The sequence below is a fragment of the Nocardia beijingensis NBRC 16342 genome (genome assembly GCF_001612785.1).
In the GTDB taxonomy this organism is placed as follows: domain Bacteria; phylum Actinomycetota; class Actinomycetes; order Mycobacteriales; family Mycobacteriaceae; genus Nocardia; species Nocardia beijingensis.
The window spans coordinates 1-25,261 of the sequence record NZ_BDBC01000082.1 but is presented as its reverse complement, the minus strand read 5'-3'; the positions used below and the strand labels follow the sequence as shown (position 1 = coordinate 25,261).

Here is a 25,261-nt window from a genome sequence, read left to right as displayed (position 1 = left end):
GGGTGTCGCCGTGGGCGTAGAGGGCTTCGTCGACGGCTTCCTTCAGGGGCGCGGGTTTGCCGCGGCGCCACTGGCCGTCGGTGGTGATCACCAGGCGGGCTCGGGCGTCGTCGACGCGTTGGCGCAGCGCGGTGGGGGAGAACCCGGCGAAGACGACGGAGTGGGTGAGGCCGAGGCGGGCGCAGGCGAGCATGGCGACGATGGCTTCGGGCACCATCGGCATGTAGATCGCCACCCGGTCACCGGTCTCCAGGCCGAGGTCGGTGAGCGCGTTGGCGGCGCGGGAGACCTCGTCGAGCAGTTCGCGGTAGGTGATGGCGCGGGAGTCGCCGGGTTCGCCTTCCCAGTGGATGGCGACCTGGTCGCCGTGGCCGTCCAGGACGTGGCGGTCCACGCAGTTGTAGGCGACGTTGAGTTTGCCGCCGACGAACCACTTCGCCACCGGCGCCTCGCTCCAATCCAGCACCTGGGTGAACGGTTCGTGCCAGTGCAGCCGTCCGGCCTGCTCGGCCCAGAACGCGTCGCGATCGGCCGCCGCCCGCTCGTAGAGCCCGGCGTCGGCGTTCGCCTGGGCGGCGAACTCCGCGGTCGGCGGGTACGAGTCCCGGTGGTCGGCGCTGGTTTCAGTCATCTCGTCTCTTCTTTCCACGTAGCCTGAGCGCACGATTCGACGCAGCCGAGTTCGACAGTAATCAACTGTGACCCATGCCGCGTGCGGTGTGTCGATCGGGTTTCGCCCGCGTCACGCCGCCGTGCCCGCTCCCGGGGAGGTCGCCTCGACGAAGGCAATGTTCCGGCCGTGTGGGCGTTTCCGCAGGAAACTTCGGGTGTTTCGGCAATGTTGCCGGATCGGTAACAAGTACAACGAACTCCGATCAATCAGATGACAGTGCCCGTGCCGGTGGTTACTCTGCCAACCACACAGGGGGATCGCGTCGGCGCGCGCTGACGGGCCTCCGCGGGTGCCGATCGGCTCCCCCCTTCTCGCACCGGGAGGACGCGTTGAGATTCCACAGAGCGATGGCGCTGACGGCGGCAGTCGTGCTGGCCACGACCCTCGGGCTGTCCGCGTGTTCTTCAGGCGACGGGGCCGACGCCGACATCGTCACCGTCAACGGCGGTGAGCCGCAGAATCCGTTGGTGCCGACCAACACCAACGAGAACATGGGCGGCCGCGTGGTCGACCGGCTGTTCTCGGGCTTGAAGTACTACGACGCCGACGGTAAGGCGCACGACGAGATGGCGGAGTCGATCCAGACGACGGATCGGAAGAACTATCGGGTCACCATCAAGCCCGGCTGGAAGTTCACCGACGGCTCTCCGGTGACGGCGAAGTCGTTCGTCGACGCCTGGAACTACGGCGCGCTCGGCGCCAACGCGCAGTTGCAGAGCTATGTGTTCGGTCCCATTGTCGGTTTCGACGAGGTGTCCGCGGAAAAGCCGACCGCACAGACGATGTCGGGCCTGAAGGTGATCGACGAACGGACCTTCACCATCGAGCTGAAGGCGCCTTCGATCGATTTCGAGACCGAACTCGGGTACGCGCCGTTCTATCCGTTGCCGGAGGCCGCGTTCAAGGACATGAAAGCCTTCGGGGAGAACCCGATCGGCAACGGGCCCTACAAGTTCGCCCGGACCGGTGCGTGGGAGCACAACGTCAAGATCGACCTCGTGCCCAACCCGGACTATCCCGGCGGTCGCCCGGCGAAGAACAAAGGGCTGCGGTTCGTGATGTACCAGTCCTTCGACACCGCCTACGCGGACTTGCAGGCGGGCAACCTCGACGCGCTCGACACGGTGCCCGACAGCGCGCTCACCTCCTATGAACAAGATCTCGGCGACCGGGCGATCACCAAGCCAACCGCCCAGAACCAGCACATCGGCATCCAGTCCAACGTCGCGCACTTCGCAGGCCAGGAAGGGCTGCTGCGGCGCAGGGCGATCTCCATGGCGATCAACCGGGAACAGATCGCGCAGAACATCTTCCACGGCACCCGGATCCCGGCGCGCGACTTCACCGCGAGCACGCTGCCCGGCTTCGACCCGAACCTGCCCGGCTCCGAGGTGCTGAAGTACAACCCCGACGAGGCCAAGAAGGTCTGGGCGCAGGCCGACGCCATCTCGCCGTGGTCGGGCCGCTACGAGATCGCCTACAACTCCGACGGCGGCCACCAGGCCTGGGTGGAGGCGGTGGCCAACAGCGTCAAGAACACCCTCGGCATCGACGCCATCGGCGTGCCGTACCCGACGTTCAAGAACATCCGCGACGAGGTGAACGCGCACACCATCAACAAGGCCTTCCGCTACGGCTGGCAGGGTGATTACCCGACCATGCTGCAGTTCCTCACCTCGCAGTACTACAGCTACAGCGACACCAACAACGTCGACTACAAGAGCCAGGAATTCGACCGCCTGCTCGACGCCGCCTTGGCCGCGCCGAGCCAGGACGAGTCCTACAAGATCATCGCGCAGGCCCAGGCCCTGCTGATCAAGGATCTGGCCGACATCCCGGTGTTCGACTACGTGGCAGCCGCGGGCCGCTCCGACCGGGTGCGCAAGGCCGAACTCGCCTGGAACGGTCTGTTCGACTTCGAGAACATCGAGAAGTAGCCCGCCGGCCGCCGGGCGTCCGTGAGACGCTCGGCGGTCCTGTTCAGGAGGCGAAATGGCCTGGTATGTCGGGCGGCGTCTGCTTCAGATGATCCCCGTGTTCCTCGGTGCGACCCTGCTCGTCTACGCGCTGGTGTTCCTCGTCCCTGGCGATCCGATCCACGCGCTGGCCGGTGACAAGCCGATGACGCCGGCCGTGGAGGCGCAACTGCGGGCGCGCTACCACCTCGACGAGCCGTTCCTCGTGCAATATCTGCTGTATCTGAAGGGCATCGTGACGCTGGACTTCGGCACGGCCTTCTCCGGTAGACCGGTGCGCGACGAACTCGCGCGCGCGTTCCCGATCACGCTGAAGCTCGCGTTCATGGCGGTGCTGATCGAGTCGGTCTTCGGCGTGCTGTTCGGGCTGATCGCAGGGCTGCGCAAGGGCAAGCTGTTCGACTCGGCGATGCTCGTCATCAGCCTGGTCGTGATCGCGGTACCGGTCTTCGTGGTCGGCTTCCTCGCACAGTTCCTGCTCGGCGTGAAATGGGGGATCGCGCCTGTGACCGTCTCGGGCAAGGCCACGGTCGGCGAACTGCTGGTGCCCGCGATCGTGCTCGGCTCGCTGTCGTTCGCCTATGTCCTGCGTTTGACTCGGAACTCGGTGGCGGACAACATGTCCGCCGACTACGTGCGCACCGCGACCGCCAAAGGCCTGGGCAGGCCACGCGTGGTGACCGTGCACATCCTGCGCAATTCGATGATTCCGGTGGTCACCTTCATCGGCGCCGACCTGGGCGCGCTGATGGGCGGCGCGATCGTCACCGAGGGCATCTTCAACATCCCCGGTGTCGGCGGCACGCTCTACCAGGCCATCACCAGGGGCGAGCCGCCGACCGTCGTCTCCTTCGTCACGGTGCTGATCGTCATCTTCCTGCTCACCAACCTGATCGTCGACCTGCTCTACGCCGCACTCGACCCGAGGATCCGCTATGCCTGACCCGACCGAGGGCCCGCGCCGCGGCCAGGAGCATTTCGTCGCGCCGCCCGACGAGGTCGAGGTGCTGGCCACCGATGCCGTGCTCGACGCAGGAGCACCGTCGAGCATCTGGCGCGACGCGTGGCGGCAGCTGCGGCGCAACCCGATCTTCGTGGTCGCGGCCGTGCTGATCGCCTTCGTGCTGATCGTGGTGATCTGGCCGGGACTGTTCACCGACCAGGACCCCCGGTACTGCAACGGCGACTTCAGCATGGACCCGCGCAGCGCGGGCCACCCGTTCGGTTTCGACAAGCAAGGGTGCGACATCTACGCCCGCACCATCTACGGAGCGCGGGCTTCCGTGCTCGCGGGAGTCGGGGCGACGCTGCTGTTCGTGCTGATCGGGGGCACGCTCGGGGCACTGGCCGGCTTCTACGGCGGGCCGCTGGACTCGATCGTCTCCCGGATCGCGGAGATCTTCTACGCGATTCCGTTGATGCTGGCCGCGATCGTGATCATGCAGCTGCTCGACTCTCGCACGATCTGGAGCGTGATCGTCATCCTCGCCTTGTTCACGTGGCCGCAGGCGGCGCGGATCGCACGCGGCGCGGTGATCCAAGCGAAGAACAGCGACTATGTCACGGCGGCGAAAGCGTTGGGCGTCTCCCGAATGCGGACGCTCCTGCGCCACGTGCTGCCCAACGCGGCGGGGCCGCTGATCGTGGTGACCACGCTGTGGCTGGGCGTTTTCATCGTCACCGAGGCGACGCTGTCGTATCTCGGCGTCGGTCTGCCGCGCACCGTGGTGTCCTGGGGTGCGGACATCGCCACCGGGCAGAAGGAGATCCGCACCTCACCCATCCTGTTCTATCCGGCGACGGCGCTGGCGCTGACCGTGCTGAGCTTCATCATGCTGGGTGACGCCGTGCGCGACGCCCTCGATCCGAAGGCGAGGAAGCGATGAGCGAGGGCGACCGGCCGCTGCTGGAGATCACCGATCTGAACGTGAGTTTCACCGCCGACGGCAAGCCGGCGCCCGCGGTCCTGGATGTGAGCCTGTCGGTCTATCCGGGACAGACCGTGGCCATCGTCGGCGAGTCGGGCTCGGGGAAGTCGACCACCGCGCACGCGATCATGGACTTGCTGCCCGGCACGGGCCGGATCACCTCCGGCTCGATCAGGTTCGACGGCAAGGAACTCACGGCGGCCTCGAAACGAGAGATCGTCGCGGTCCGTGGCAGCGGCATCGGCCTGGTCCCGCAGGACCCGATGTCGAACCTGAATCCGGTGTGGAAGATCGGGTTCCAGATTCGCGAGACGCTGGAGGCCAACGGCATCGCGAAGGGAAAGGCCGCCGCGCGGCGAGCGGTGGAGTTGCTCGAGGAAGCGGGCATGCCCGACGCCGAGCGCCGCGTCAACCAATATCCGCACGAGTTCTCCGGCGGCATGCGCCAGCGCGCACTGATCGCGATCGGCCTGTCCTGCCGGCCGAAGCTGCTCATCGCCGACGAGCCGACCTCGGCGCTCGATGTGACCGTGCAGCGCCAGATTCTCGACCATCTCGAACGGCTCACCGCCGAACTCGGCACCGCGGTGCTGCTGATCACCCACGATTTGGGCCTGGCGGCCGAGCGGGCCGAACACCTGGTGGTGATGTATCGCGGCCGGGTCGTCGAGTCCGGGCCCGCCTTGCGGATTCTGCGCGATCCCCAGCACCTGTACACCAAGCGGCTGGTGAGTTCGGCGCCGTCGCTGGCCGCGCAGCGGCGGTCGGCGGTCCGGCACCGGGCCGAGGTCCACGAGCAGGCCGTGCAGGTGGCCGCGGCCGAGCCGGAACTCGCGGACGACGTGCTGGTGGCCGAACACCTGCGGAAGACGTTCCGGATTCGCGATCGCGCGCCGTGGAACTCGACCGAGTTCGTCGCGGTGGACGACGTGTCGTTCCGGCTGCGGCGCGGATCGACCACGGCGATCGTCGGCGAATCCGGCTCGGGCAAGACGACGGTGGCGCAGATGGTGCTCGGACTGCTCGCACCCACCTCGGGCACGGTCACGTTCGACGGCACGGACGTGACCGCCATGGACCGCAAGGGCGCCTTCGCGTTCCGGCGGCGGGTGCAGCCGATCTTCCAGGATCCCTACGGCTCTCTCGACCCGATGTACACGATCTACCGGACGATCGAGGAGCCGTTGCGCACTCATCGGATCGGCACTGCCAGGGAACGCGAGGCGATGGTGCGGGAACTGCTCGACAAGGTCGCGCTGCCCGCCGGTGTGCTGCGGCGCTATCCCAGCGAGTTGTCCGGGGGGCAGCGTCAGCGCGTCGCCGTCGCGCGGGCGCTCGCCCTGCGACCCGAGGTGGTGGTGTGCGACGAGGCGGTGTCCGCGCTCGACGTGCTGGTGCAGGCCCAGATCCTCGGGCTGCTCAACGAACTGCAGGCCGAGCTCGGGCTGACGTACCTGTTCATCACCCACGATCTGGCCGTGGTGCGGCAGATCGCCGACGACGTGCTCGTCATGCGGCGCGGCAAGGTGGTCGAGGCGGCGACGACCGACGAAGTGTTCGACCATCCCGAGCAGGAATACACGCGCAAGCTGCTCGACGCGATCCCGGGACGCGATCTACTGGCCGGATAGCGGGCCGGGCGCGCGGATCGGTCCGCGTGCGCGCAAGTAGCCTCATATGCCGTGACCGATCCGCTGCAGCCTCTCGTCGATCTCCCCGGTGTCAGGGACGCGGCCGATCGGGCCCGCGACGCGCTCGCCGAAGTGCACCGGCACAAAGCGAACCGGCGTGGGTGGCCGACCACGGCGGCCGAGGCCGCGGTGCGCGCGGCCAGGTCCTCGGCGGCCATCGACGGCGGCAGCACGGACATCCCCGCCGACGGCCGCGTGGCGGATCCGATCCTGGCCGGTTCGCTGCGCGTCGGGCAGGCTCTGGACGGGGACGCGCTGCGGAATCTGGTGAGCACTTGGGAACGTGCTCCGTTGCAGGCGTTGGCGCGGCTGCATCTGCTGGCCGCGGCCGATCTGGTGGAGCAGGAGGAGTCGCTGGGCAGGCCGCGTGGCGACGCGGGTGTCGCGCAACGGCTGGATCTGCTGGCGCAGACGGTGGTCGGTTCGCGAGCGCCTGCGCCGGTGCTCGCCGCCGTGGTACACGGCGAGCTACTGGCGTTGCGCCCGTTCGGAACGGCCGACGGCGTGGTCGCGCGGGCGGCCTCCCGGCTGGTCGCGGTGTCGAGTGGGCTGGACCCGCACAGCCTCGGCGTGCCGGAGGTGTTCTGGTTGCGCAGGCGGCAGGCGTACCTCGATGCGGCCGCGGGGTTCGGGACCGGGGACGCGGAGGCCGTCGGCGGCTGGGTGATCTTCTGCTGCGGAGCGTTCGAGGACGGCGCCCGCGAGGCCACATCGATCGCCGACTCGGCGGCGGGATAACCCCCGTACACGTCAAAGCGGGCGGCGTTGTCTGTCGACCTCACCGCCCGCTAGCACGGACTACCCGGTTACCAAGCGTGCTAGGTGGGTTGTGTTCTGCGGCCTCGGCGACAACCCGGACATCGGCCGGTTCATCCCCGCAACCTGTGCGAGGCCTTCGCCGTCGACTATCCGAATTTCGCAGGCCCACAACGCTTCTGCCCTTGTCGCGGCGCGCTCCGCGTGGGTGCCTGGTGTCCGTGCTGGGAAGAACAGTCGGGAGACAGTGCCTTCTCTTCCGGTGCTGCCTTGGCCTTCCGCCCTTCCGTAGTTACCTTTCTACACTGTGACTGCACTCACATCAAGGGGTCGCAAAACATTGAATAATCGGCGTGTTTGTCGGCGTTTCGTGGTTAAATCCCTGGTTCGCCGCACCGTCTGCCAAGTCGGCGAAGCCCCCGCAAGCATCTAGCGACCCGCCTCCGCCTCGCGCTCCCGCGTCCGGATCTCAGCGCCTGCGGCGCAGCATCCGGTAGCTGATCGCCCCCGCGAGCACGGCGCTCAAGCCGACCGCGGCCGTGGCCGCGAGCGTCGTCGAGGACGGCGCCTGGAAGCGCGACCACAGTGACACCGGGTTGGAGAAGGTCAGGATCGGCCAGCCGCGCACGGTGGCCTCGCGACGCAGATTCCGGTCCGGATTGACCGCGGTCGGGTGCCCCACCGCGCCGAGCAGCGGCAGGTCGGTGATCGAGTCGGAGTATGCGTAGCAGCGGGAGAGGTCGTACCCCTCGCTGGCGGCGAGTTTCTCGATGGCGGTGACCTTGCCCTCGCCATAGCAGTAGAACTCGACCTCGCCGGTGTACTTTCCGTCCGCCACGACCATCCGGGTGGCGGCGGTATGGGAAGCGCCGAGCGCTCCGGCGATCGGACCGACGATCTCCTCGCCGGAGGCCGAGACGATCACCACGTCGTGCCCCCGGATCTTGTGGTCGGCGATCAGGTCGGCCGCCTCGGCGTAGATCAGCGGATCGACCAGCTCGTGCAGTGTCTCGGCGACAATGGATTTCACCTGCTCGACGTCCCAGCCCGCGCACATGCTGGTCAGGTGGGCGCGCATCCGTTCCATCTGGTCGTGGTCTGCGCCGGAGAGCAGGAACAGGAAGTGGGCGTAACTGCTCTCCAGCACGGCGCGGCGGTTCAACAGTCCCTGCGCGTAGAACGGCTTGCTGAATACGAACGTGCTGGATTTCGCGATCACGGTCTTGTCGAGATCGAAGAAGGCCGCGACGCGTCCACCGGTAGTGGCTGGCTTGTCCACTCGACCAGGATAGGCGGCGGTATGGTCTCCGCCCGGCCGGGCGGAGGCCGTGGTGCGGCTCCGGCGCCACGGCGCGGTCGATCCCGGGCGGTGGACCGGCTCCCGCGCGGAGAGAGGACGTCCGGCGCGGTGCTTCATCGGAGCCCAGATGAAAACGGGCGGAACCGACCCGCCGCGCTTCTTCTGTGGCCGCGCTGCTCTCCGATCAGCGACAAGGAAGCGGCGGCCGGACCGCGACGCCGCCGGTCGGCACGGGTGTCGCGCGCGGTGGCGCTGCTGCGGTCGGCGCGGCGGCGAAGTTTGCCCCGCAGACGCCGAAGCCACGACGGCCACAAAGATGTCCGTCGACAGACTTGCGTTGTGGCCGGGGCTTGGGTGTAGTATTGCTGGCACCTGGACATGGTCCAGGCGCGTTCAGCCCGACCCCCCGGGGCTGAACCCGACGGCCCCAGCCTCCTCCCCCCCCGGCTGGGGCCGTCCTCTATTTCAGGGACGGTGTGGTACGGCGCCGAGTCGGCTCGGTTGTCCACAACCCCGGAGTTGTCCACATTCGGCAGCTCGCCCCTTCTCTCCCTCTTCGCGTTCAGCGACGCTGACCTGCATGAATCTCGAAGTATCGGAGCCGACCGGGCCCGCGCCGGCCCTCGTGCTCATCGATGACGACCGCCTGCGCGACGAAGTCCGGCGTATCGCGGCGGCCGCCGAACGGCCGCTCGACGAGCGGACCCGACCCGTCGGCCGACATGCCTGGACAGGCGCTCCACTGGTGATCCTGGACACCGAGGCGGCGCGCGCGGCGTCCGCCGCCGGCTATCTGCGCCGCGCGGGCGTGGTGGTGGTAACCAATGGTGAGCCAGATCTGCTCGACTGGCAGGCCGCCGCCGCGGTCGGCGCGGAGCGGGCTATCGCCCTGCCCGGCGCGGCGGTGGGGCTTATCGAGATGTTTGCCGAGTACGGCGAGCGGCGTGCGGGCGACGGCGTGGTGGTCGCCGTCGTCGGCGCGGGCGGCGGGGCGGGAGCGTCCACTCTCGCCGTCGCGGTCGCGTTGCGCGCCGCCGCGGAAGGGTTCCGGCGCGAGACCTTGCTGGTCGATGGCGCACCCTTCGCCGGTGGTCTCGACCTGCTGCTCGGCATCGAGAACGCGGCGGGCCTGCGCTGGCCAGACCTGGTGGTGGAGGACGGCCGCGTGTCCGCGACCGCGCTGCACGGCGCCCTGCCCGCTGTGGCGCGTGGACTCGCCGTGCTGTCCTGCGGGCGCTGCGGTGCGGGCCGATTGCCACGGGAGCTCGGCGCGCCCGCGGTCCGCGCTGTCATCGAAGCAGGCCGCGCCGCAGGCGATTTCATAGTTTGCGATATTTCCGGTGAGCGCGGGCCGCATGCCGACCAGATGCTCGACTCGGCGGACCTCGTGGTGCTGGTCGTACCAGCACGGCTGCGCGCGGTCGCCGCAGCCGAAGCGGTGTCCGCTCATATCGCGCGGCGAAACCCGAACCAGGGTCTGATCGTTCGCGGCCCTGCGCCCGGCGGCCTGCGCGGAGCCGAGGTCGCCGATGTGCTCGATCTCCCGCTGCTCGCCGCCGTCCGCGCCCAGCCCGGCCTCGCGCACCGGTTGGAGCGCGGCGGGATGTCGGTGAGCCGCCGTGGGCCGCTGCGTGAGGCCGCCGACGCGGTGCTCGGCGTATTGAGCGCACCACCGGGCCAACGGCGTTGAGGAGGGGAGATGAGCGCGATACTGACCAGCGAGCTGCTGGACCGGGTGCGGGAGCGCCTGGCGGGTGAGACCGGCGACCCGGATCCGGCGCAGGTCGCCGCCGCGATCCGCGCCGAAGCGGGCGGAGTGCTCGGCGACACCGACCTGCTGCGCGCCCTGCGGCTGTTGCAGACCGAACTCACCGGCGCGGGCGTACTCGAACCGCTGCTGCACGATCCCCATGTCGCCGACGTCCTGGTGACGGGCCCGGACGCGGTGTGGATCGATCGCGGGCACGGCCTCGAGAAGACCTCGATCACCTTCTCCGACGAGGCTGCGGTCCGGCGGCTGGCGCAGCGCCTGGCCCTGTCGGCGGGGCGGCGACTCGACGACGCGCAACCGTGGGTGGACGGCAGGCTGACCGGAACCGGTGCGACATCGGGTGATTCGTTCGGCGTCCGCCTGCACGCGGTCCTCGCGCCCGTCGCGCATGGCGGCACCTGCCTGTCGCTGCGCGTACTCCGGCCGGCCACCCAGGGGCTCGACGCGCTCGCCGCGGCGGGCTCGGTGCCCGCCGACGCGAAACTCCTGCTGGAACGGATAGTCCGGGCGAGGCTGGCGTTCCTCGTCGTCGGCGGCACGGGTGCGGGGAAGACGACGTTGCTGTCCGGCCTGCTCGCTACGGTGGACCGGTCCGAGCGGATCGTCTGCGTCGAGGACGCGGCGGAACTCGCGCCACCGCATCCGCACGTGGTCCGGCTGGTGGCCAGGACGGCGAACGTCGAGGGCGTCGGCGAGGTCACCGTGCGCGACTTGGTCCGGCAAGCGCTGCGCATGCGACCGGACCGGATCGTGGTCGGCGAGGTCAGGGGCGCCGAAGTGGTCGACCTGCTGACCGCGTTGAACACCGGCCACGACGGCGGGGCGGGCACCGTGCATGCCAACTCGCCCCGAGAAGTCCCCGCCCGGCTGGAAGCTCTCGCCGCTCTGGGCGGCATGGATCGAGCGGCACTGCACAGTCAACTCGCCGCGGCGGTGCAGGTCGTCGTGCACGTGCACCGCCGATCCGACGGCTCGCGCGGGCTGCGCGAGGTCGGCCTCGTGCACCGCACCGGCGATGGGCGCGTGCGGATCACGCCCGCCTGGCATGCCGCCGGCGCGGCCCCCGCCGCCGCGGATCTGTCCGCCCTGCTCGCCGAGCGGCTGGACCGGTGAGCGGCGCGGTGATGTGCCTCGCGCTGGCGCTGGTCCTGGTCCCCGCGCCGCGGTCGTACCGGCGGTTCGGACAGTTGTTCACCGCGCGAGCCGAGTATCGAATGCCGGGCAATGGCACGATTCTTCGCGTTTGTGCCGGCGCGGGCGTTGTGACTGTCCTGATCGTCTTCGGCGCAGGTCCTTTTCTCGCGGCCGGACTGATCGCCGGAACGGCCGAACTGCGAACGCGCCGGGCGGCAGGCGACCGGCGCAGGAAGGCCGAGCAAGGACACCTGCTCGATGCCTTGGAGGCGGTGATCGCGGAATTGCGGGTAGGGGCGCATCCGAGTGCCGCCGCCGAGGCCGCCGCTCGTGAGGGATGGGGCGAGTCGGCCCGCGCGTTCACCGTCGGCGCCGCCCGCAGCCGGCTCGGTGGCTCGGCGGCGGAGGGTCTGCGCCGGCCGGATTCGCCGGTCGCCGTGGAACTTTCCCGAGTCGCCGGGGCGTGGCAGGTGGCCGAGCAGCACGGCTTGGCACTGGCCGAGCTGCTGTCGGCGGCGCGAACGGATCTCGCCGGGCGCATCCGATTCCATGGCCGCACCACCGCCGCGCTGGCCGGCGCACGGGCCACCGCGGCGGTGCTGGCGGGCTTGCCACTGCTGGGCATCGCCCTCGGCCACATGATGGGCGCCGCGCCGCTGCACGTTCTGTTCGCCTCGTCCGCAGGGACGGTGCTGTTGCCGCTCGGCGCGGGCCTGGCTTGCGCGGGCTTGCTTTGGACCGATGCCATCACTCGAAAGGTGTTGCTATGAGGTTGTTTTCGATAGTCGGCCGAGGACGGTCGGAGCGGTTTCCGCACACGGGGCCGGTTTCGGTCGGCGAGGCAGAACGGCTTTCAGGCACGCCGGTTCCAGGGATTGCGTCTGCCGTGGCCGCAGGTGGTGCGGTTCAGCGAAGTCACCGACCGGTGGAGGCCCTTGGGCTGCGGCGAATGCTGGCCCACCTCATTGGTCCATGCTTGGGTGGTCGCGCTGCCATTGCGATGGGAAGCCCGGCACGTGCAGGCGCAGGAGTGCCGGGGACACGCGATATGCCGTCGCGTGGCCGGACGGAGAGGCGCGGTCGTCGCACAACAGGATCGCTGAGGAAGGCTGATGATGGCGTTCACTTCTGGGGCGGCACTGCCTTTGCTGCTGGTAGCAGCCGCACTCGTCGCGATACCGGGACGGGTGGCCGCGAGCAGGCGGTTGCATGCCATCGGCCGGACGTACCACGCACCGGCCGAGGTGCCGCGCCGAGCGAGTCAGCAGGCCGATCCGCTGGCTGTGGCTTCGGTTCTCGATCTGCTGGCCGCCTGCCTGCGCGCCGGGCTTCCCATGGCAGCGGCGGCGCGCGCCGTGGCCCCGGAGGCACCGGAACCGCTCGGCGAAGCACTGCGGCGGGCAGCGGACCTGCTCGCGTTGGGTGCCGATGCGGCCATGGCCTGGCAGCAGGTGGCACGCGACGCGGGCGGGCGTCCCGGGGCCCAGGAGATCGAGTCGCTGGCCCGGATGGCGCGTCGTTCGGCGCGGTCCGGGTCGTCGCTGGCGGCAGCGGTGACCGAGCTGGCCGAGCAGCGCAGAGCCGCGGTGGAAGACATCGCCGCCGCGAAGGCGGAGCGTGCGGGCGTTCTCATCGGCGGCCCTCTTGGTCTGTGTTTCCTCCCGGCCTTCGTCTGCCTCGGCATAGTGCCGGTGGTGATCGGCTTGGCGGGCCAGGTTCTCGAGGGTGGGCTCCTGTAGCTGCGCCTCAGGCTGCGACCGTGCCGCCCATGGTGTGGCAGCGTTCGCGCGGGCCTATCCCACAGGTTCGGCGGCTGGCGGTCGGGCGACCCCGCGGATCGTTCGAGGTGCCGGGGTCGAAGGTGATCGTGTTCCAGGAGCACCGGCTGATTCCGTGGATCAACGCGCGCGTGGCGAGACTTCGAACCACATCGGGAGAAGTGCGCACGGGCGCGCCCACGTTGTTCATGACCGTGGGGCACGGCCGTGCGATCCCGCACCATCGCTGTCGACATCGGGCAGGGAGACCACGGTCGGTCTGTCTACCGTCCGTCGGCTCGGCAGTGTGTCGAACGCTCGGCTCTTCGACGGCCGCCCGGCGTGCTGAGCCGGGTCAAGGGTTCTCAGGCAACCCGGCGCTGTCGCCGATCGGCACGCGCTTGCGGTCGGCTGCGCACCGAAGCGATCGAGACCGTGCTCGGGCGGCCACGCCGCGTACTGCGTCGGAGGAAGCGTGCTCGTGCGGATCCGCCGCACGGGCCGGAAAGGAGGAATCGGGTGCGTATCCAGGGGGTCGCGAAGTCCGTGAGCGGCAAGATGCGGGCTGTATATATGAGCCTGCGTGCGCGAGTGCTGCGGGCGATGGTCGCGGAGGACGGCATGAGCACGGCGGAGTACGCGATCGGCACGATCGCGGCGGCGGCGTTCGGCGCCGTGTTGTACGGGGTGGTGACGGGCGACAGCATCGTCAACGCGCTGACGAAGATCATCGATCGGGCGCTGAACACCTCGGTGTAGCCGTCGCCGCACCGAGGCTCGGGGACGATCGGGGAGGGGTGACGATCGAGGCCGCGCTCGCGTTGGCCTCGGTCCTCGCCACCGTAGTGCTCTGTCTCGGGGCTCTGCTGGCGGCGTCGACACAGGTCCGCTGTGTCGACGCCGCCCGCGAGGCCGCCCGCCTGACCGCGCGGGGCGATCACACCAACGCCCGTCAAGCGGCCGAGCGCATCGCCCCGCCCTCGGCCGACATCGCACTGCGCACCGAAGGCACCCGTGCGATAGCCGTGGTTTCCGCGCGAACCCCGATGCTGCCGCTGCTCACCTTGCGCGCGGAGGCGGTCGCGACCCTCGAGCCAGGTGTCGCCGAATGAGGGGGCGGGCGTTCTCCGCGTTGCGTCGCGACGAGCAGGGGTTGGCCACCGTGTTCGCCTGCTCGGCGCTGGTGGCTCTGATCGGGGTGACGCTCTTGATCGCGCAGGTGGGCGCCGTTGTGGTGGCGCGGCACCGGGCGCAGGCGGCCGCCGATCTGGCGGCGCTGACCGCGGCGGGCGCCTTGGTCGATGGCGTCGAAGCCGCATGTGGTGAGGCGGATCAGGTGGCGCGGCGGATGGGCGCGCGAATCCGTGTTTGCGAGGCGGCGCAGTGGGACGCCACCGTGGCTGTGGAAAGGAATGTACCAATAGGTCTGTATGGCGATCGGATCGTTCGGGCGAGCGCGCGAGCCGGACCGGTTGAAGAGTGAAGGAGTTCGATACACGGTAGGCTCCGCGTCGCTTCCAGTAGCGGAAATCGGATATTAACCCGCCGGTTTATCGGCGGCCTCCGGGAATTACGCGCATGGGTCAGGATATGGAAAACGAATGAATGCGCATGTCCGCAATCGGCCTGGTGGCAATAGTCTAGTTAACATGAATTTTTTCCTCTTTATTCGCCAGGGGTGAAGTGGTGTCATTCCACTGGGAGGTCTCCCAGCCTTCCCAGCGTGCGCGCTGGCAAGGTCGACAATTGGTCACATGTCCGATTCTGCGTCGTCACGAATCGAGCGGAGCGTCCGCACCGGCCGACAGTTCGGTGAGCACGGCGGTGAGCAGGCGTGCCGCCGCCGCCTTGTCCAGCGGGTGGTTCCCGTTGCCGCATTTGGGTGATTGGACGCAGGACGGGCAGCCCGCCGCGCAGCCGCACGACTCGATGGCCGACAGGGTCGCCGTAAGCCACCGCCGCAGTTGGGCGAAGCCGCGCTCGGCGAATCCCGCTCCGCCGGCTTGGCCGTCGTAGACGAAGACGGTGGGCAGGCCGGTGTCCGGATGTTCGGCGGTGGACACGCCGCCGATGTCCCACCGGTCGCAGGTCGCCACCAGGGGCAACAGGCCGATCGCCGCGTGCTCGGCAGCGTGCAGCGCTCCGGGGACATCCTGCGGTTCGATCCCCGCCGACGCCAGTAGTTCCGGCGTCACCGTGTACATGACCGCCCTGGTCGGCAGCGTCTGCGGCGGCAGGTCGAGTTCGACCAGGTCGAGCACTTCGCCGGTGATCAGCGTGCGCAGATAGCCGATCACCTGGCTGGTGACCCGTACCCGCGCCAAGCCGGCCGTCACGTGACCGTGGGCACGGCGCTCGGTGACCGCGTCGATGACGATCGAGGTCACCTGGCGCGCGCTGGTGGTCCAGCCGGGCTCGGCGGCGTGCACGAAGGCCACGCCGTCGTCGAGATCCAGCTCGTCGACCACGTAGGTCTCGCCTTGGTGCAGGTGCACGGCGCCCGGGTGCAGCGTCGCCCCGGCGCGCCCCGCATCGGCGGTGCCGAGCAGCCTGCCGGTCTCGCCGTCCACGATGGCCACCGGTGCGCCGATCCCACCTCGGACGTCCACCGCGTCGTGCGGCTGCGTCTCCGCGGTCACGTACCAGCGTGCGCCGTCTCCCGCTCCACGGCGTCTGATCAGCCCTTTCACGGTCAGCTGCGCCAGCACTTCGCGGGCGCCGAGCTCATCCACCTCGGCGTCGGTGAGCGGCAGCTCCAGTGCGGCGCACAGCAGTTGCGGACCGAGCACGTAGGGATTGCGCGGATCGGTGATGGTGGCCTCGACGGGCTTGCCGAGCAGCGCTTCTGGGTGGTGAACCAGGTAGGTGTCCAACGGATCGTCTCGCGCCACGAGCAGCACCAGCGACCCCTGCGTGCGTCGTCCCGCGCGCCCGGCCTGCTGCCAGAACGACGCGACCGTTCCGGGAAAACCGGAGATGACCACGGCATCCAGTCCCGCGATATCGACGCCGAGTTCCAGCGCGCTGGTGGTCGCCGCGCCGAGCAGCGATCCGTCCGACAGGGCCGCTTCCAGCTCGCGCCGATCCTCCGCGAGATAGCCCGCCCGGTAGGACGCGACCCGCACGGCCAGCTCCGGATCGACCTCGTCCAAGAGCCGTTTGGTCTCCATCGCGGTCAGCTCCGCGGCGCGGCGGGAGCGCACGAAAGTCAAGGTCCGCGCCCCTTCGGCCACCAGATCCGCCATGATCCGCGCCGCCTCAGCGGTGGCGGGCCTGCGCACCGGCGCGCCGTTCTCACCGGTCATGGCGGTGAGCAACGGCGGCTCCCAGAGGGCGATCGTCCGCGGCCCCTGCGGCGAACCGTCCCTGGTGACCGCGGTGCATGGCGCGCCGATCAGGCGCGACGCGGCCGCCGCCGGTTCGGCGGAGGTCGCCGAGCAGAGCACGAACACCGGGTCGGCGCCGTATCGCGCCGCGATCCGCCGCAGCCTGCGCAGCACCAGCGCGACGTGCGAGCCGAACACACCGCGATAGGCGTGGCATTCGTCCACCACCACATAACGCAGCCTGCGCAGCACCCGGGCCCAGCGCTGGTGCGACCGGAGTATGCCCAGGTGCAGCATGTCCGGATTGGTGAAAATCCAGCGCGCGTTGGCGCGTACCCACTGCCGGATCTCGGCGGGCGTATCGCCGTCGTAAGTCGCCGGATGCACGTCGCGCAGCGGGCCTTCGTGGGTGAGCGCGCCGACCGCGCGAAGCTGATCGGCGCCGAGCGCCTTCGTCGGCGACAGATATAACGCGGTGGCCTTCGGATCGGCTTGCAGCGTGGTGAGCACCGGCAGCTGGTAGCCCAGCGATTTGCCGGAGGCGGTCCCGGTGCTCACGACGACGTGCCGCCCGTGGAACGCTTCCTCCGCGGTCTCCACCTGGTGGCGCCACGGCGCCTCGACGCCGGTCTCGCGCAATGCCGCGATCACTTCCTCGGAAGCCCAGGTGGGCCAGTCGGAGTGCTCGGCGGCGCGTGCGGGCAACTCGGCCACGTGCGTCAGCCGTGGATCGCCCTCCGGCCCCCCGGCCAGGACACGATTCAGCAACGATGCCCCGTAGCCGAGCTCGGTTCCCGGTCGCCCGCGCAGCGCTGAATCTCGTGGATTCACGCGGCGAACCCCGCAACACGCTCGGCGAGTGTGAAACGTGTGCGTCCGGGACCCGTCACCTGCCATTTCGATACCAAATAGCGACCTGGGTCACAGCTTGTTTGCCGAACGCCCACTCGGTTATCACCAGGCAAACGAACCCCGAGTCTGGATTCCGCCATTGTGTCCCTCACCTGCGCATTCGCAAGATCAACTTTTTTGCAAATTGTCGGTAACTCGACTGTTGAATTGCCCGAAGACATGGTTCACTGGTTCCTGGTCGCAAGCTTCTGTGTTCGAGGGACGGATCCAAAGTCCAAACCGTCAGCAGGATCGATGTTGCGAACGGTGTGCTTGGTGCTTTCCTGCAGGGGGAACCAACAGTACAGCGGTCACAACGGACCCGGTGGACGAACCCAGTTGTCCGCCGTTCCGGTAAGAAAAGAGAAGGAACAGAATGGCACAGGGAACTGTGAAGTGGTTCAACGCGGAGAAGGGGTTCGGCTTCATCGCGCCGGAGGACGGCTCCGCTGACGTCTTCGTCCACTACTCCGAGATCCAGGGTTCGGGTTTCCGCACCCTCGAGGAGAACCAGAAGGTCGAGTTCGAGGTCGGCCAGGGCACCAAGGGCCCGCAGGCCACCGGAGTGCGTGCGCTCAGCTGAGCGGCGCAAGGATCCACAGCTCGTCCCTCACCACCGGCAACGGGGTGAGGGACGAGCTATATCTGGGGTAGTCACGGCCCGTGTGCGCCGGCGGAAGGGTCCGCCGAGCATGCCGCGGCGCAGGTGTGGCGAAACGGCAAGGCATACTGATTCGAACTCACGGGCGTACGCTCGGTGGTTCGAGTCGCAAGCACTCGACCACACGCGGCGTCACGGTATAAACGTGTCTGGTGCGACGTTCAGCCGTCGCAGCCGCTCACCCCAGCCGCGCACAGCGGGAAACGACGCAGCGCGGGTCGATCAGGAAAGGTGTATTCGCCGGTGGCAACACGAGACCTCGGTGCAGCCGACCAGGGCCGTCCCCTGCGTCGTCTCGTGATCGTCGAGTCCCCGACCAAGGCCCGCAAGATCGCGCCGTACCTCGGTCGTAACTACACGGTCGAGGCGTCGGTCGGCCATATCCGGGATCTGCCGCGCGGTGCGGCCGACGTCCCGGCCAAGTACAAGGGCCAGTCCTGGGCGCGTCTCGGCGTCGACGTCGACAACGACTTCGAACCCATCTACGTCGTGAGCCCGGACAAGAAGGCCAAGGTCACCGAGCTGAAGAGTCTGCTGAAAGACGCCGACGAGCTCTACCTGGCCACCGACCCCGACCGGGAGGGCGAGGCGATCGCCTGGCACCTGCTGGAAACGCTCAAACCCAAGGTGCCGGTCCGGCGGATGGTGTTCCACGAGATCACCGAGCCCGCAATCCAGGCCGCCGCCGCGGACACCCGCGACCTCGACAACGATCTGGTCGACGCCCAGGAGACCCGCCGCATCCTGGACCGGCTCTACGGCTACGAGGTCAGTCCCGTGCTGTGGAAGAAGGTCATGCCGCGCCTGTCGGCGGGCCGCGTGCAGTCGGTGGCCACCAGGGTGATCGTGCAGCGCGAACGCGAGCGGATGTCGTTCCGCTCGGCCGAGTACTGGGACATCGCCGCCAAGCTGGACGCGGGCAACGGCGAGGGAAGCGACGCCACCAACCCGAGAACCTTCGGCGCGCGACTGGTCACCGTCAACGGCGCGCGGGTCGCCACCGGACGTGATTTCGGTTCGGACGGCAGGCTCAAGGCCACCAACGGCGTCGTCGTGCTGGACGAGGGCTACGCGCGGCGCCTGGCCGAGGCGCTGGACGGCGCCGACCTGGTGGTCTCCTCGGCGGAGGCCAAGCCGTACACCCGCAAGCCCTATCCGCCGTTCATGACCTCCACGTTGCAGCAGGAGGCCGGCCGCAAACTCCGTTTCACCTCCGAGCGGACCATGCGGGTCGCGCAGCGTCTGTACGAGAACGGCTACATCACCTATATGCGTACCGACTCCACGACGCTGTCGGAGTCGGCCATCGCGGCGGCGCGCGCGCAGGCGACCCAGCTCTACGGCTCGGAGTATGTGCACCCGACCGCGCGGCAATACAACCGCAAGGTGAAGAACGCCCAGGAGGCGCACGAGGCGATCCGCCCGGCGGGCGACACTTTCGCCACGCCCGGCGAACTGCACGCGCGGTTGGACAACGACGAGTTCCGCCTCTACGAACTCATCTGGCAGCGCACGGTCGCCTCGCAGATGGCCGACGCCAGGGGCACCACGCTGACGTTGCGCATCACCGGCGTCGCGGGCACCGGCGAGGAATGCGTGTTCTCCGCGTCCGGCCGCACCATCACGTTCCCCGGCTTCCTCAAGGCCTATGTGGAGAGCGTCGACGAGGAGGCCGGCGGGCAGTCCGACGACGCCGAGTCCAGGTTGCCCGCGCTGGAGGAGGGCCAGGCCGTCACCGCGGTCGAGCTGAATCCCGATGGGCACAGCACGAATCCGCCGGCGCGCTACACCGAGGCGTCGCTGATCAAGACGCTCGAAGAGCTCGGCATCGGCCGCCCGTCGACGTATTCGTCGATCATCAAGACGATCCTCGACCGCGGCTACGTCTACAAGCGCGGCAGCGCGCTGGTGCCGTCGTGGGTGGCGTTCGCCGTGATCGGCCTGCTCGAAGAACATTTCGGCCGACTGGTCGATTTCGACTTCACCGCCGCCATGGAGGACGACCTCGACGCCATCGCCGGTGGACGCGAGCAGCGTGGAAACTGGTTGTCCAGCTTCTATTTCGGCGGCGAGCACGGCGTCGAGGGCTCGGTCGCGCGGTCCGGCGGTCTGAAGAAGATGGTGGGGGAGCGGCTCGACGACATCGACGCCCGCGAGATCAACTCCATCAAGCTGTTCACCGATGCCGACGGGCGCGACGTGGTCGTCCGCGTCGGCAAGTACGGGCCCTACCTGGAGCGGATGGTCACCGATCCCGATGACCCCGAAGGCGATGCGGTGTCGCAGCGGGCCAACCTCCCGGACGATCTTCCGCCCGACGAGCTGACTCCCGAGGTCGCCGAAAAACTGTTCGCGACGCCGCAAGAAGGTCGCTCGCTCGGCATCGATCCCGAGTCGGGGCATGAGATCGTCGCCAAGGAAGGACGTTTCGGTCCCTACGTCACCGAGGTGCTGCCCGAGCCGCGCGCCGAGGAGGGACAGGAGCCGGCCAAGAAGACCGCGAAGAAGGCCGCGGCGCCCAAGCCGCGCACCGGTTCGCTGTTCAAGTCCATGGATCTGTCCACCGTCACGCTCGACGACGCGCTCAAGTTGCTGTCGCTGCCGCGCGTGGTCGGTACCGACCCGGCCACTGGCGAGGAGATCACCGCGCAGAACGGACGTTACGGGCCGTACCTGAAGAAGGGCACCGACTCGCGTTCGCTGAACACCGAGGATCAGATCTTCACCGTCACGCTGGAAGAGGCGCTGAAGATCTACTCCGAGCCGAAGCGCCGTGGACGTCAGGCGTCGAGCGCCGCTCCGCTGCGGGAACTCGGCAACGACTCGGCCACCGGCAAGCCGATGGTGATCAAGGACGGCCGCTTCGGCCCGTACGTCACCGACGGCGAGACCAACGCGACGCTGCGCAAGGGCGACGAGATCGAATCGATCACCCCGGAGCGGGCCATGGAACTGCTCGCCGACCGGCGGGCCCGCGGACCGGTGAAGAAGACCGCGAAGAAGGCCGCGGCGAAGAAGGCGCCCGCCAAGAAGACCGCGGCGAAGAAGACCGCCGCCAAGAAGGCGACCACCACCAAGACGGTAGCGAAGAAGACCACCGCGCAGAAGGCGGCGGCGAAGAAGACCGGCGTCGGGAAGTCGTGAGTTCGCGGCTCGTGGCCGTAGCCTGAGCGCCATGAGTACCGAACAGGAGCGCGAGGATCTGATCGCGATGCTCGCCGACCAGCGCGAGCTTTTCCGGATCACGCTGCGCGGCATCGATGACGAGCAGGCGCGGCGGCGGACCACGGTGAGCGAGCTGACCTTGGGCGGATTGCTGCACCACCTGGTCAGCTGCGAACGGCACTGGACGTCGGTGATCGTGCGGCGCGACGAGAACGCGGAGCTGGATGTCTCGCAGTTTGCCGCCGAATACGTCATGGCGGAGGACGAGACCGTGGCCGGACTGCTGGCCACCTGGGACGAGGTCGCCGCGGCGACGGCGGAGCTGATCCGTTCGGTGGACAGTCTCGACACCTCGATCCCCACCCCGACGACGCCGTGGACTCCGGAGCGGATCTGGCAGTCGGTGCGCTACACGGTGCTGCACATCCTGCGGGAGATCGCGCATCACTCCGGGCACGCCGACATCATTCGTGAGGAGTTGGACGGGGCGAACAGCACGCGGCAGCGGGCTTCCTAGTCCCGCGTCTACGCCTGGCCTGGGCGAACGTGGTCGCATTCCTGACCGGTGGCGACGCGGCGTCTTCGGCAGGCCCGCCGATCTCGATGATCAGCGGCGGGCCGCCCGGCGTCGGATGCCGAGCTGGGCGTGCCCGGAGCCTGGCGTTCGCATGGAGGTTCCGAAGCGGCCCCGGAGGTGTCGGTCGGGGCGGCTAGGGTGTACGCCGTGGCGGGAGTCTTCGATCGGTTGGTCGGCCAGGAGGCGGTCGAGTCCGAGCTGACGGCTGCCGCCGTCGCGGCGCGTGGGGGCGTGGTCGAGGGCGCGATGACGCATTCCTGGTTGTTCACCGGTCCGCCCGGGTCGGGTAGATCCGTTGCGGCGCTGTGTTTCGCGGCGGCCCTGCAGTGCACCGACCAGGCGACGCCGGGGTGCGGCAGGTGTCATGCCTGCACGACGACCATGGCGGGCACGCACGGCGACGTGCGCCGGGTGGTGCCGGAGGGGCTGAGCATCAGCACCAGGGAGATGCGCGAGATCGTGCAGGTGGCCTCGCGCAGGCCCAGCACGGGGCGCTGGCAGGTGGTGGTCATCGAGGATGCCGACCGCCTGACCGAGGCGGCGGGCAATGTGCTGCTCAAGGTCGTCGAGGAGCCGCCGGACCGAACGGTGTTCCTGCTCTGCGCGCCGTCGGTGGACCCGGAGGACATCTCCATCACGCTGCGCTCCCGATGCAGGCACGTGCACCTGGTGACGCCGTCGGTGGCCGCCATCGCGCGGGTGCTGCGGGAACGTGACAACCTCGACGAGAAGACCGCCACCTGGGCCGCGTCGATCAGCGGCGGGCATGTCGGCCGGGCCCGCAGGCTCGCCACCGACGAAGAAGCACGCGCGCGTCGTCAGCGCGCTCTGGCTCTGGTCACGGCGATCGGGAAGCCCGGCGCGGCTTACGCCGCCGCCGACGAGTTGGTGCGCGCGGCCGACGACGAGGCCAAGCAGATGAGCGCGGCCCGCGACGAACGCGAGCGCGACGAACTCGCGACCGCGCTGGGCGCCGGCGGCACCGGCAAGGGCGCGGCGAGCGCCACCCGCGGTTCCGCGGGCGTGCTCAAGGACCTCGAACGGCGGCAGAAGTCCCGCGCGACCCGCACCGGCCGCGACGCCCTCGATCGAGCGCTGATCGACGTCGCGGGTGTCTACCGGGACGCGCTCGCCGTCCGGTTCGGGGCCACCCGGCTCGGCTCCGGCGTCGCGCTCACCCACCCCGACCTGACCGACGAGATCCACGACCTGGCCGACCGTATGCCCCCGGAGGGCCTGCTGAAGTCCATCGAGGCCGTCCTCGCCTGCCGCACCGCACTGGACCTCAACGTCAAACCGCGTTTCGCCCTCGCCGCCATGGCCGCCGCCCTCATCGCGGCCCGCGCACAGTGACCGTGACCACCCGTTTTCGCGATCAGGCTTGCGAGACGATAGACTGCCCTGGCCGAAAGGCACGCCGCCTTAGCTCAGTCGGTAGAGCGCTTCACTCGTAATGAAAAGGTCGGGGGTTCGATTCCCCCAGGCGGCTCCACCAAAATCCCCGATCCGGGGACAGCCTGACGACAGTAATTGACGACATCAGGCGCCATCTCCGAACAATCCATCCATGCCCGCGATCGCGCCGCGCTGCACCTGCTCGATGACCTCCAGATAGGTGCTCGTGGTCACGGTGATCGAGCTGTGCCGCAGAATCCGCCGGACCGTCGCCACATCCACACCCTGAGCGAACAGCAGGGTGGCACAGGAGTGGCGGAGATCATGCAGCCGGATCGGCCGAACACCCGCCTGCTTCACCAGCGCCGTAAACGCCCGATTGACGTTCCGGGGCTCCAGCGGGGTACCGCGGGTGGTGGTGAAAACCAGCCCGAGCTTGTTCCTCTCCGGGATGTTCGGATCGTTCAGCTGGTCACGCTGATGTTGCCGAAGAATCTCGACCAGCTTCGGAGTCAGCGGAACCGTCGCTTCGGAACTCTCGGTCTTCACATCGTGCAACTCCAGGGTGCCGCCCACCCGGTACAGCGCCCGCTGGATGTCCAGCCGACCCGCTACCAAGTTCACGTCATCCCATCGCAAGCCGAGAGCCTCACCGCGGCGCAGGCCGATCGCTAGACCCACCGACCACAGCGGATACAGCCGATGATTGCGGGCCACCTTCAAGAACCGCGTCGCCTCCTCCATGCTCCAAGGCTTCTCCTTGCGGATACGGCCTGTCGGCATCTTGACCTGACGGGCAACGTTGCGAGCCAGCACGTCGTCATCGACAGCCGCTTGCAACGCTGCTCGCAGAATGCGCAGCAGAGACCGCAGCGTTCCCGTACTCGGGTACTGCTGGCAGCACTCGGCCGGGGCCAACGCGCAGCAGCGCGCCCGATTCTTCTTCGCCCGCGCGGCATCCTTCCGCTGTGTGCAGCACTGGCACTGCTCGCGCAGCTTCGCCAGCCACGCCCTGATATCGCGCGCCTGCAACGCACGCAGCTTCTTCTTGCCCAACCCCGGCACCATGTACAACCTCACCAGCGCCTCATAGGTGGTGTACGTCGTCACACGGACCTCCGGCTTCGCCACCGTCTCAAGCCAGTGCTGGAGGTACTGAGCAACCGTCATCGTCGTAACCTCGACGGGAACGCCTCTGCGGGCCAATTCCTTCAGCCGGGTACGTTCGGCGTCGGCCTCCTCCCACGTGGCGCCGTACACGCTGACGCGCTTACGTGTGCCGTCCGGGGCATCCACGAACAACTTCAGCTCGTAGCGGCCGTCTTTGCGGGCACCGATCGTGCCGGAGCCGTTCGGGTTGCGCTTACGCGACTTCTTCTCCGCCATCACGCCGCCTGGTCGATCAGATCGGACACGTAGGTATCGAACGATTGCCGAACAATCCGGCGGGACCGGCCGATGGTCACCGACTGCACCTCACCCGACCAGATCAACTGGTAGATGCTGTACCGGCTCACCTTCAACACCACCGCGGCTTCCTGCACCGTCATGAACGTGTCGCTCACAGTCGTCTCCTCCCTCACGCTGCTTGCTGAATTGCCGAATGTTCTTGCTGTGCCCCTGGCCCCGCCGCGAGCAGGGCGTTGGTGTATTCCGCGCGCCATTTGGTGCGTTGGGCGATTGCGGCCAAGATCAGGTGATCGCGCGGCGGTGCCGATTGGTCTCCGGGCTCGACCGGCCGGATGATCAGGTGACTGGTGTCGGGTTTGTGGATGCCGACCGAGGCCAGCAGTTGCCGAACGAACTCCGCCCGATCGGCCTTGTGGTCCGGCAGCGTCTTCCCCGACCAGCGGCGCGACACCAGCACCCGGCGGCCGGGCAGGCCGAGGGTGTCTCGGCGGTGGGCCTTGCCCTTGCAGCGGCCGGGGATGGTTTTGTCGCTGGCGCCCTGGGGGACGATGCCGTAGCGCAGCCACACCGCGCACCGCGGCGAGCACGGGGTGTGCTGGAGTTCCGCGTGGAGCCGGTCGTAGTGGATCGCGGTCCGGGTCGAGTCCGTCTCCAGGACTTCGCTGATCGACTTGGTGAGGTACTTGGTCACGTACCCGATCGCCCGGTCGGCCTTCTGGCCGGGGATGTAGCCGCGCATGTGGCCGGGGTCCATGCGTTCGCCGAACCGCACCGTGTAGGCCGGTTCCAGGTCGTCCACGGCATCGAGAACGTCCATCGCGTCGTCCCAGCCGGTCAACGCCTGTCCGGT

General features: G+C 68.7%; 22 protein-coding genes and 1 tRNA gene. 17 read left to right on the top strand and 6 right to left on the bottom strand.

Going from position 1 to position 25,261, the window contains the following annotated elements; genetic code table 11:
• The coding region (locus tag NB3_RS33050; RefSeq protein ID WP_157112149.1) for an AMP-binding protein at positions 1 to 631 on the bottom strand (631 nt) is incomplete at its 3' end.
• Positions 632 to 1,020: 389 nt separating this feature from the next.
• On the opposite strand from NB3_RS33050, the gene NB3_RS33045 reads away from it, so the two are divergent.
• Genes NB3_RS33045 through NB3_RS33025 form a run of 5 tightly spaced genes read left to right on the top strand, consistent with a single transcriptional unit; the run spans position 1,021 to position 7,006 of the window.
• Positions 1,021 to 2,610: a peptide ABC transporter substrate-binding protein gene (locus tag NB3_RS33045; protein WP_067811227.1), complete on the top strand. Its 1,590-nt coding sequence runs from the start codon at positions 1,021 to 1,023 to the stop codon at positions 2,608 to 2,610.
• 55 nt (positions 2,611 to 2,665) lie between these two features.
• Positions 2,666 to 3,592, top strand: coding sequence for an ABC transporter permease (locus NB3_RS33040; RefSeq protein WP_067811224.1), 927 nt, complete (start codon positions 2,666 to 2,668; stop codon positions 3,590 to 3,592).
• Positions 3,585 to 4,535, top strand: coding sequence for an ABC transporter permease (locus NB3_RS33035; protein WP_067811221.1), 951 nt, complete (start codon positions 3,585 to 3,587; stop codon positions 4,533 to 4,535). Before NB3_RS33040 ends, NB3_RS33035 begins: the two co-directional genes overlap by 8 nt.
• The gene (locus tag NB3_RS33030) at positions 4,532 to 6,208 is read left to right on the top strand and encodes a dipeptide ABC transporter ATP-binding protein (protein ID WP_067811218.1); all 1,677 of its coding nucleotides are present in this window, start codon (positions 4,532 to 4,534) and stop codon (positions 6,206 to 6,208) included. The genes NB3_RS33035 and NB3_RS33030 overlap by 4 nt, the downstream gene beginning before the upstream one ends.
• Positions 6,209 to 6,259: 51 nt before the next feature.
• Positions 6,260 to 7,006 (top strand): Fic family protein, encoded by a 747-nt coding sequence (locus NB3_RS33025; RefSeq protein ID WP_067811216.1) that lies wholly within the window; start codon positions 6,260 to 6,262, stop codon positions 7,004 to 7,006.
• Positions 7,007 to 7,493: 487 nt separating this feature from the next.
• Here NB3_RS33025 and NB3_RS33020 read toward each other — a convergent pair whose 3' ends face one another.
• Complete coding sequence (locus NB3_RS33020; protein ID WP_067811213.1) at positions 7,494 to 8,303, bottom strand: HAD family hydrolase; 810 nt, start codon at positions 8,301 to 8,303, stop codon at positions 7,494 to 7,496.
• A 601-nt stretch (positions 8,304 to 8,904) separates the two neighbouring features.
• Here NB3_RS33020 and ssd point away from each other — a divergent pair.
• The 7 genes from ssd (at position 8,905) to NB3_RS32980 (ending at position 14,469) form a co-directional block, all read left to right on the top strand.
• Positions 8,905 to 10,014 (top strand): septum site-determining protein Ssd, encoded by a 1,110-nt coding sequence (gene ssd / locus NB3_RS33015; protein WP_067811210.1) that lies wholly within the window; start codon positions 8,905 to 8,907, stop codon positions 10,012 to 10,014.
• 9 nt (positions 10,015 to 10,023) lie between these two features.
• Complete coding sequence (locus NB3_RS33010) at positions 10,024 to 11,208, top strand: TadA family conjugal transfer-associated ATPase (RefSeq protein WP_067811207.1); 1,185 nt, start codon at positions 10,024 to 10,026, stop codon at positions 11,206 to 11,208.
• Positions 11,205 to 11,999 carry a type II secretion system F family protein gene (locus NB3_RS33005; protein WP_067811204.1) on the top strand — a complete coding sequence of 265 codons (795 nt, stop codon included), beginning with the start codon at positions 11,205 to 11,207 and terminating at the stop codon, positions 11,997 to 11,999. Before NB3_RS33010 ends, NB3_RS33005 begins: the two co-directional genes overlap by 4 nt.
• A 345-nt stretch (positions 12,000 to 12,344) precedes the next feature.
• Positions 12,345 to 12,968 carry a type II secretion system F family protein gene (locus tag NB3_RS33000; protein ID WP_157112148.1) on the top strand — a complete coding sequence of 208 codons (624 nt, stop codon included), beginning with the start codon at positions 12,345 to 12,347 and terminating at the stop codon, positions 12,966 to 12,968.
• Positions 12,969 to 13,544: 576 nt separating this feature from the next.
• Complete coding sequence (locus NB3_RS32990) at positions 13,545 to 13,745, top strand: DUF4244 domain-containing protein (protein ID WP_067811233.1); 201 nt, start codon at positions 13,545 to 13,547, stop codon at positions 13,743 to 13,745.
• Positions 13,746 to 13,783: 38 nt separating this feature from the next.
• Positions 13,784 to 14,098, top strand: coding sequence for a TadE family type IV pilus minor pilin (locus NB3_RS32985; protein ID WP_067811195.1), 315 nt, complete (start codon positions 13,784 to 13,786; stop codon positions 14,096 to 14,098).
• Positions 14,099 to 14,139: 41 nt separating this feature from the next.
• On the top strand, positions 14,140 to 14,469 hold the full coding sequence (locus NB3_RS32980; RefSeq protein WP_307696446.1) for an Rv3654c family TadE-like protein: 330 nt from the start codon (positions 14,140 to 14,142) through the stop codon (positions 14,467 to 14,469).
• Positions 14,470 to 14,758: 289 nt separating this feature from the next.
• Here the strand turns inward: NB3_RS32980 and NB3_RS32975 are convergent, their stop codons facing one another.
• On the bottom strand, positions 14,759 to 17,080 hold the full coding sequence (locus NB3_RS32975; protein ID WP_244892179.1) for a DEAD/DEAH box helicase: 2,322 nt from the start codon (positions 17,078 to 17,080) through the stop codon (positions 14,759 to 14,761).
• A 499-nt stretch (positions 17,081 to 17,579) separates the two neighbouring features.
• Between NB3_RS32975 and NB3_RS32970 the strand changes: the two genes are divergently transcribed.
• From NB3_RS32970 to NB3_RS32950, 5 genes are all read left to right on the top strand, one after another.
• Positions 17,580 to 17,786 (top strand): cold-shock protein, encoded by a 207-nt coding sequence (locus NB3_RS32970; RefSeq protein WP_011206895.1) that lies wholly within the window; start codon positions 17,580 to 17,582, stop codon positions 17,784 to 17,786.
• A gap of 375 nt (positions 17,787 to 18,161) precedes the next feature.
• The gene (gene topA / locus NB3_RS32965; protein WP_244892180.1) at positions 18,162 to 21,008 is read left to right on the top strand and encodes a type I DNA topoisomerase; all 2,847 of its coding nucleotides are present in this window, start codon (positions 18,162 to 18,164) and stop codon (positions 21,006 to 21,008) included.
• Positions 21,009 to 21,039: 31 nt separating this feature from the next.
• Positions 21,040 to 21,546 carry a mycothiol transferase gene (locus NB3_RS32960; RefSeq protein WP_067811188.1) on the top strand — a complete coding sequence of 169 codons (507 nt, stop codon included), beginning with the start codon at positions 21,040 to 21,042 and terminating at the stop codon, positions 21,544 to 21,546.
• 207 nt (positions 21,547 to 21,753) lie between these two features.
• Positions 21,754 to 22,959 (top strand): DNA polymerase III subunit delta', encoded by a 1,206-nt coding sequence (locus tag NB3_RS32955; RefSeq protein WP_067811229.1) that lies wholly within the window; start codon positions 21,754 to 21,756, stop codon positions 22,957 to 22,959.
• Positions 22,960 to 23,022: 63 nt separating this feature from the next.
• A tRNA-Thr gene (locus NB3_RS32950) sits at positions 23,023 to 23,098 on the top strand.
• Between the two features lie 47 nt (positions 23,099 to 23,145).
• On the opposite strand, the gene NB3_RS32945 is transcribed toward NB3_RS32950, so the two are convergent.
• The 3 genes from NB3_RS32945 to NB3_RS35765 form a co-directional block, all read right to left on the bottom strand.
• Entirely contained in the window at positions 23,146 to 24,387 is a 1,242-nt protein-coding gene (locus tag NB3_RS32945; RefSeq protein WP_067811186.1) for a tyrosine-type recombinase/integrase, read from the bottom strand.
• Positions 24,387 to 24,566: an excisionase family DNA-binding protein gene (locus tag NB3_RS35770; protein ID WP_067811183.1), complete on the bottom strand. Its 180-nt coding sequence runs from the start codon at positions 24,564 to 24,566 to the stop codon at positions 24,387 to 24,389. The genes NB3_RS32945 and NB3_RS35770 overlap by 1 nt, the downstream gene beginning before the upstream one ends.
• A gap of 14 nt (positions 24,567 to 24,580) precedes the next feature.
• The coding region (locus NB3_RS35765; protein ID WP_371855958.1) for a replication initiator at positions 24,581 to 25,261 on the bottom strand (681 nt) is incomplete at its 5' end.

Coding starts and splice junctions, on each gene's coding strand:
- NB3_RS33045 (WP_067811227.1), top strand. CDS start 1,021: ATGGCGCTGACGGCGGCAGTCGTGCTGGCCACGACCCTCGGGCTGTCC.
- NB3_RS33040 (WP_067811224.1), top strand. CDS start 2,666: ATGGCCTGGTATGTCGGGCGGCGTCTGCTTCAGATGATCCCCGTGTTC.
- NB3_RS33035 (WP_067811221.1), top strand. CDS start 3,585: ATGCCTGACCCGACCGAGGGCCCGCGCCGCGGCCAGGAGCATTTCGTC.
- NB3_RS33030 (WP_067811218.1), top strand. CDS start 4,532: ATGAGCGAGGGCGACCGGCCGCTGCTGGAGATCACCGATCTGAACGTG.
- ssd (WP_067811210.1), top strand. CDS start 8,905: ATGAATCTCGAAGTATCGGAGCCGACCGGGCCCGCGCCGGCCCTCGTG.
- NB3_RS33010 (WP_067811207.1), top strand. CDS start 10,024: ATGAGCGCGATACTGACCAGCGAGCTGCTGGACCGGGTGCGGGAGCGC.
- NB3_RS33000 (WP_157112148.1), top strand. CDS start 12,345: ATGGCGTTCACTTCTGGGGCGGCACTGCCTTTGCTGCTGGTAGCAGCC.
- NB3_RS32990 (WP_067811233.1), top strand. CDS start 13,545: ATGCGGGCTGTATATATGAGCCTGCGTGCGCGAGTGCTGCGGGCGATG.
- NB3_RS32970 (WP_011206895.1), top strand. CDS start 17,580: ATGGCACAGGGAACTGTGAAGTGGTTCAACGCGGAGAAGGGGTTCGGC.
- NB3_RS32960 (WP_067811188.1), top strand. CDS start 21,040: ATGAGTACCGAACAGGAGCGCGAGGATCTGATCGCGATGCTCGCCGAC.
- NB3_RS32945 (WP_067811186.1), bottom strand. CDS start 24,387: ATGGCGGAGAAGAAGTCGCGTAAGCGCAACCCGAACGGCTCCGGCACG.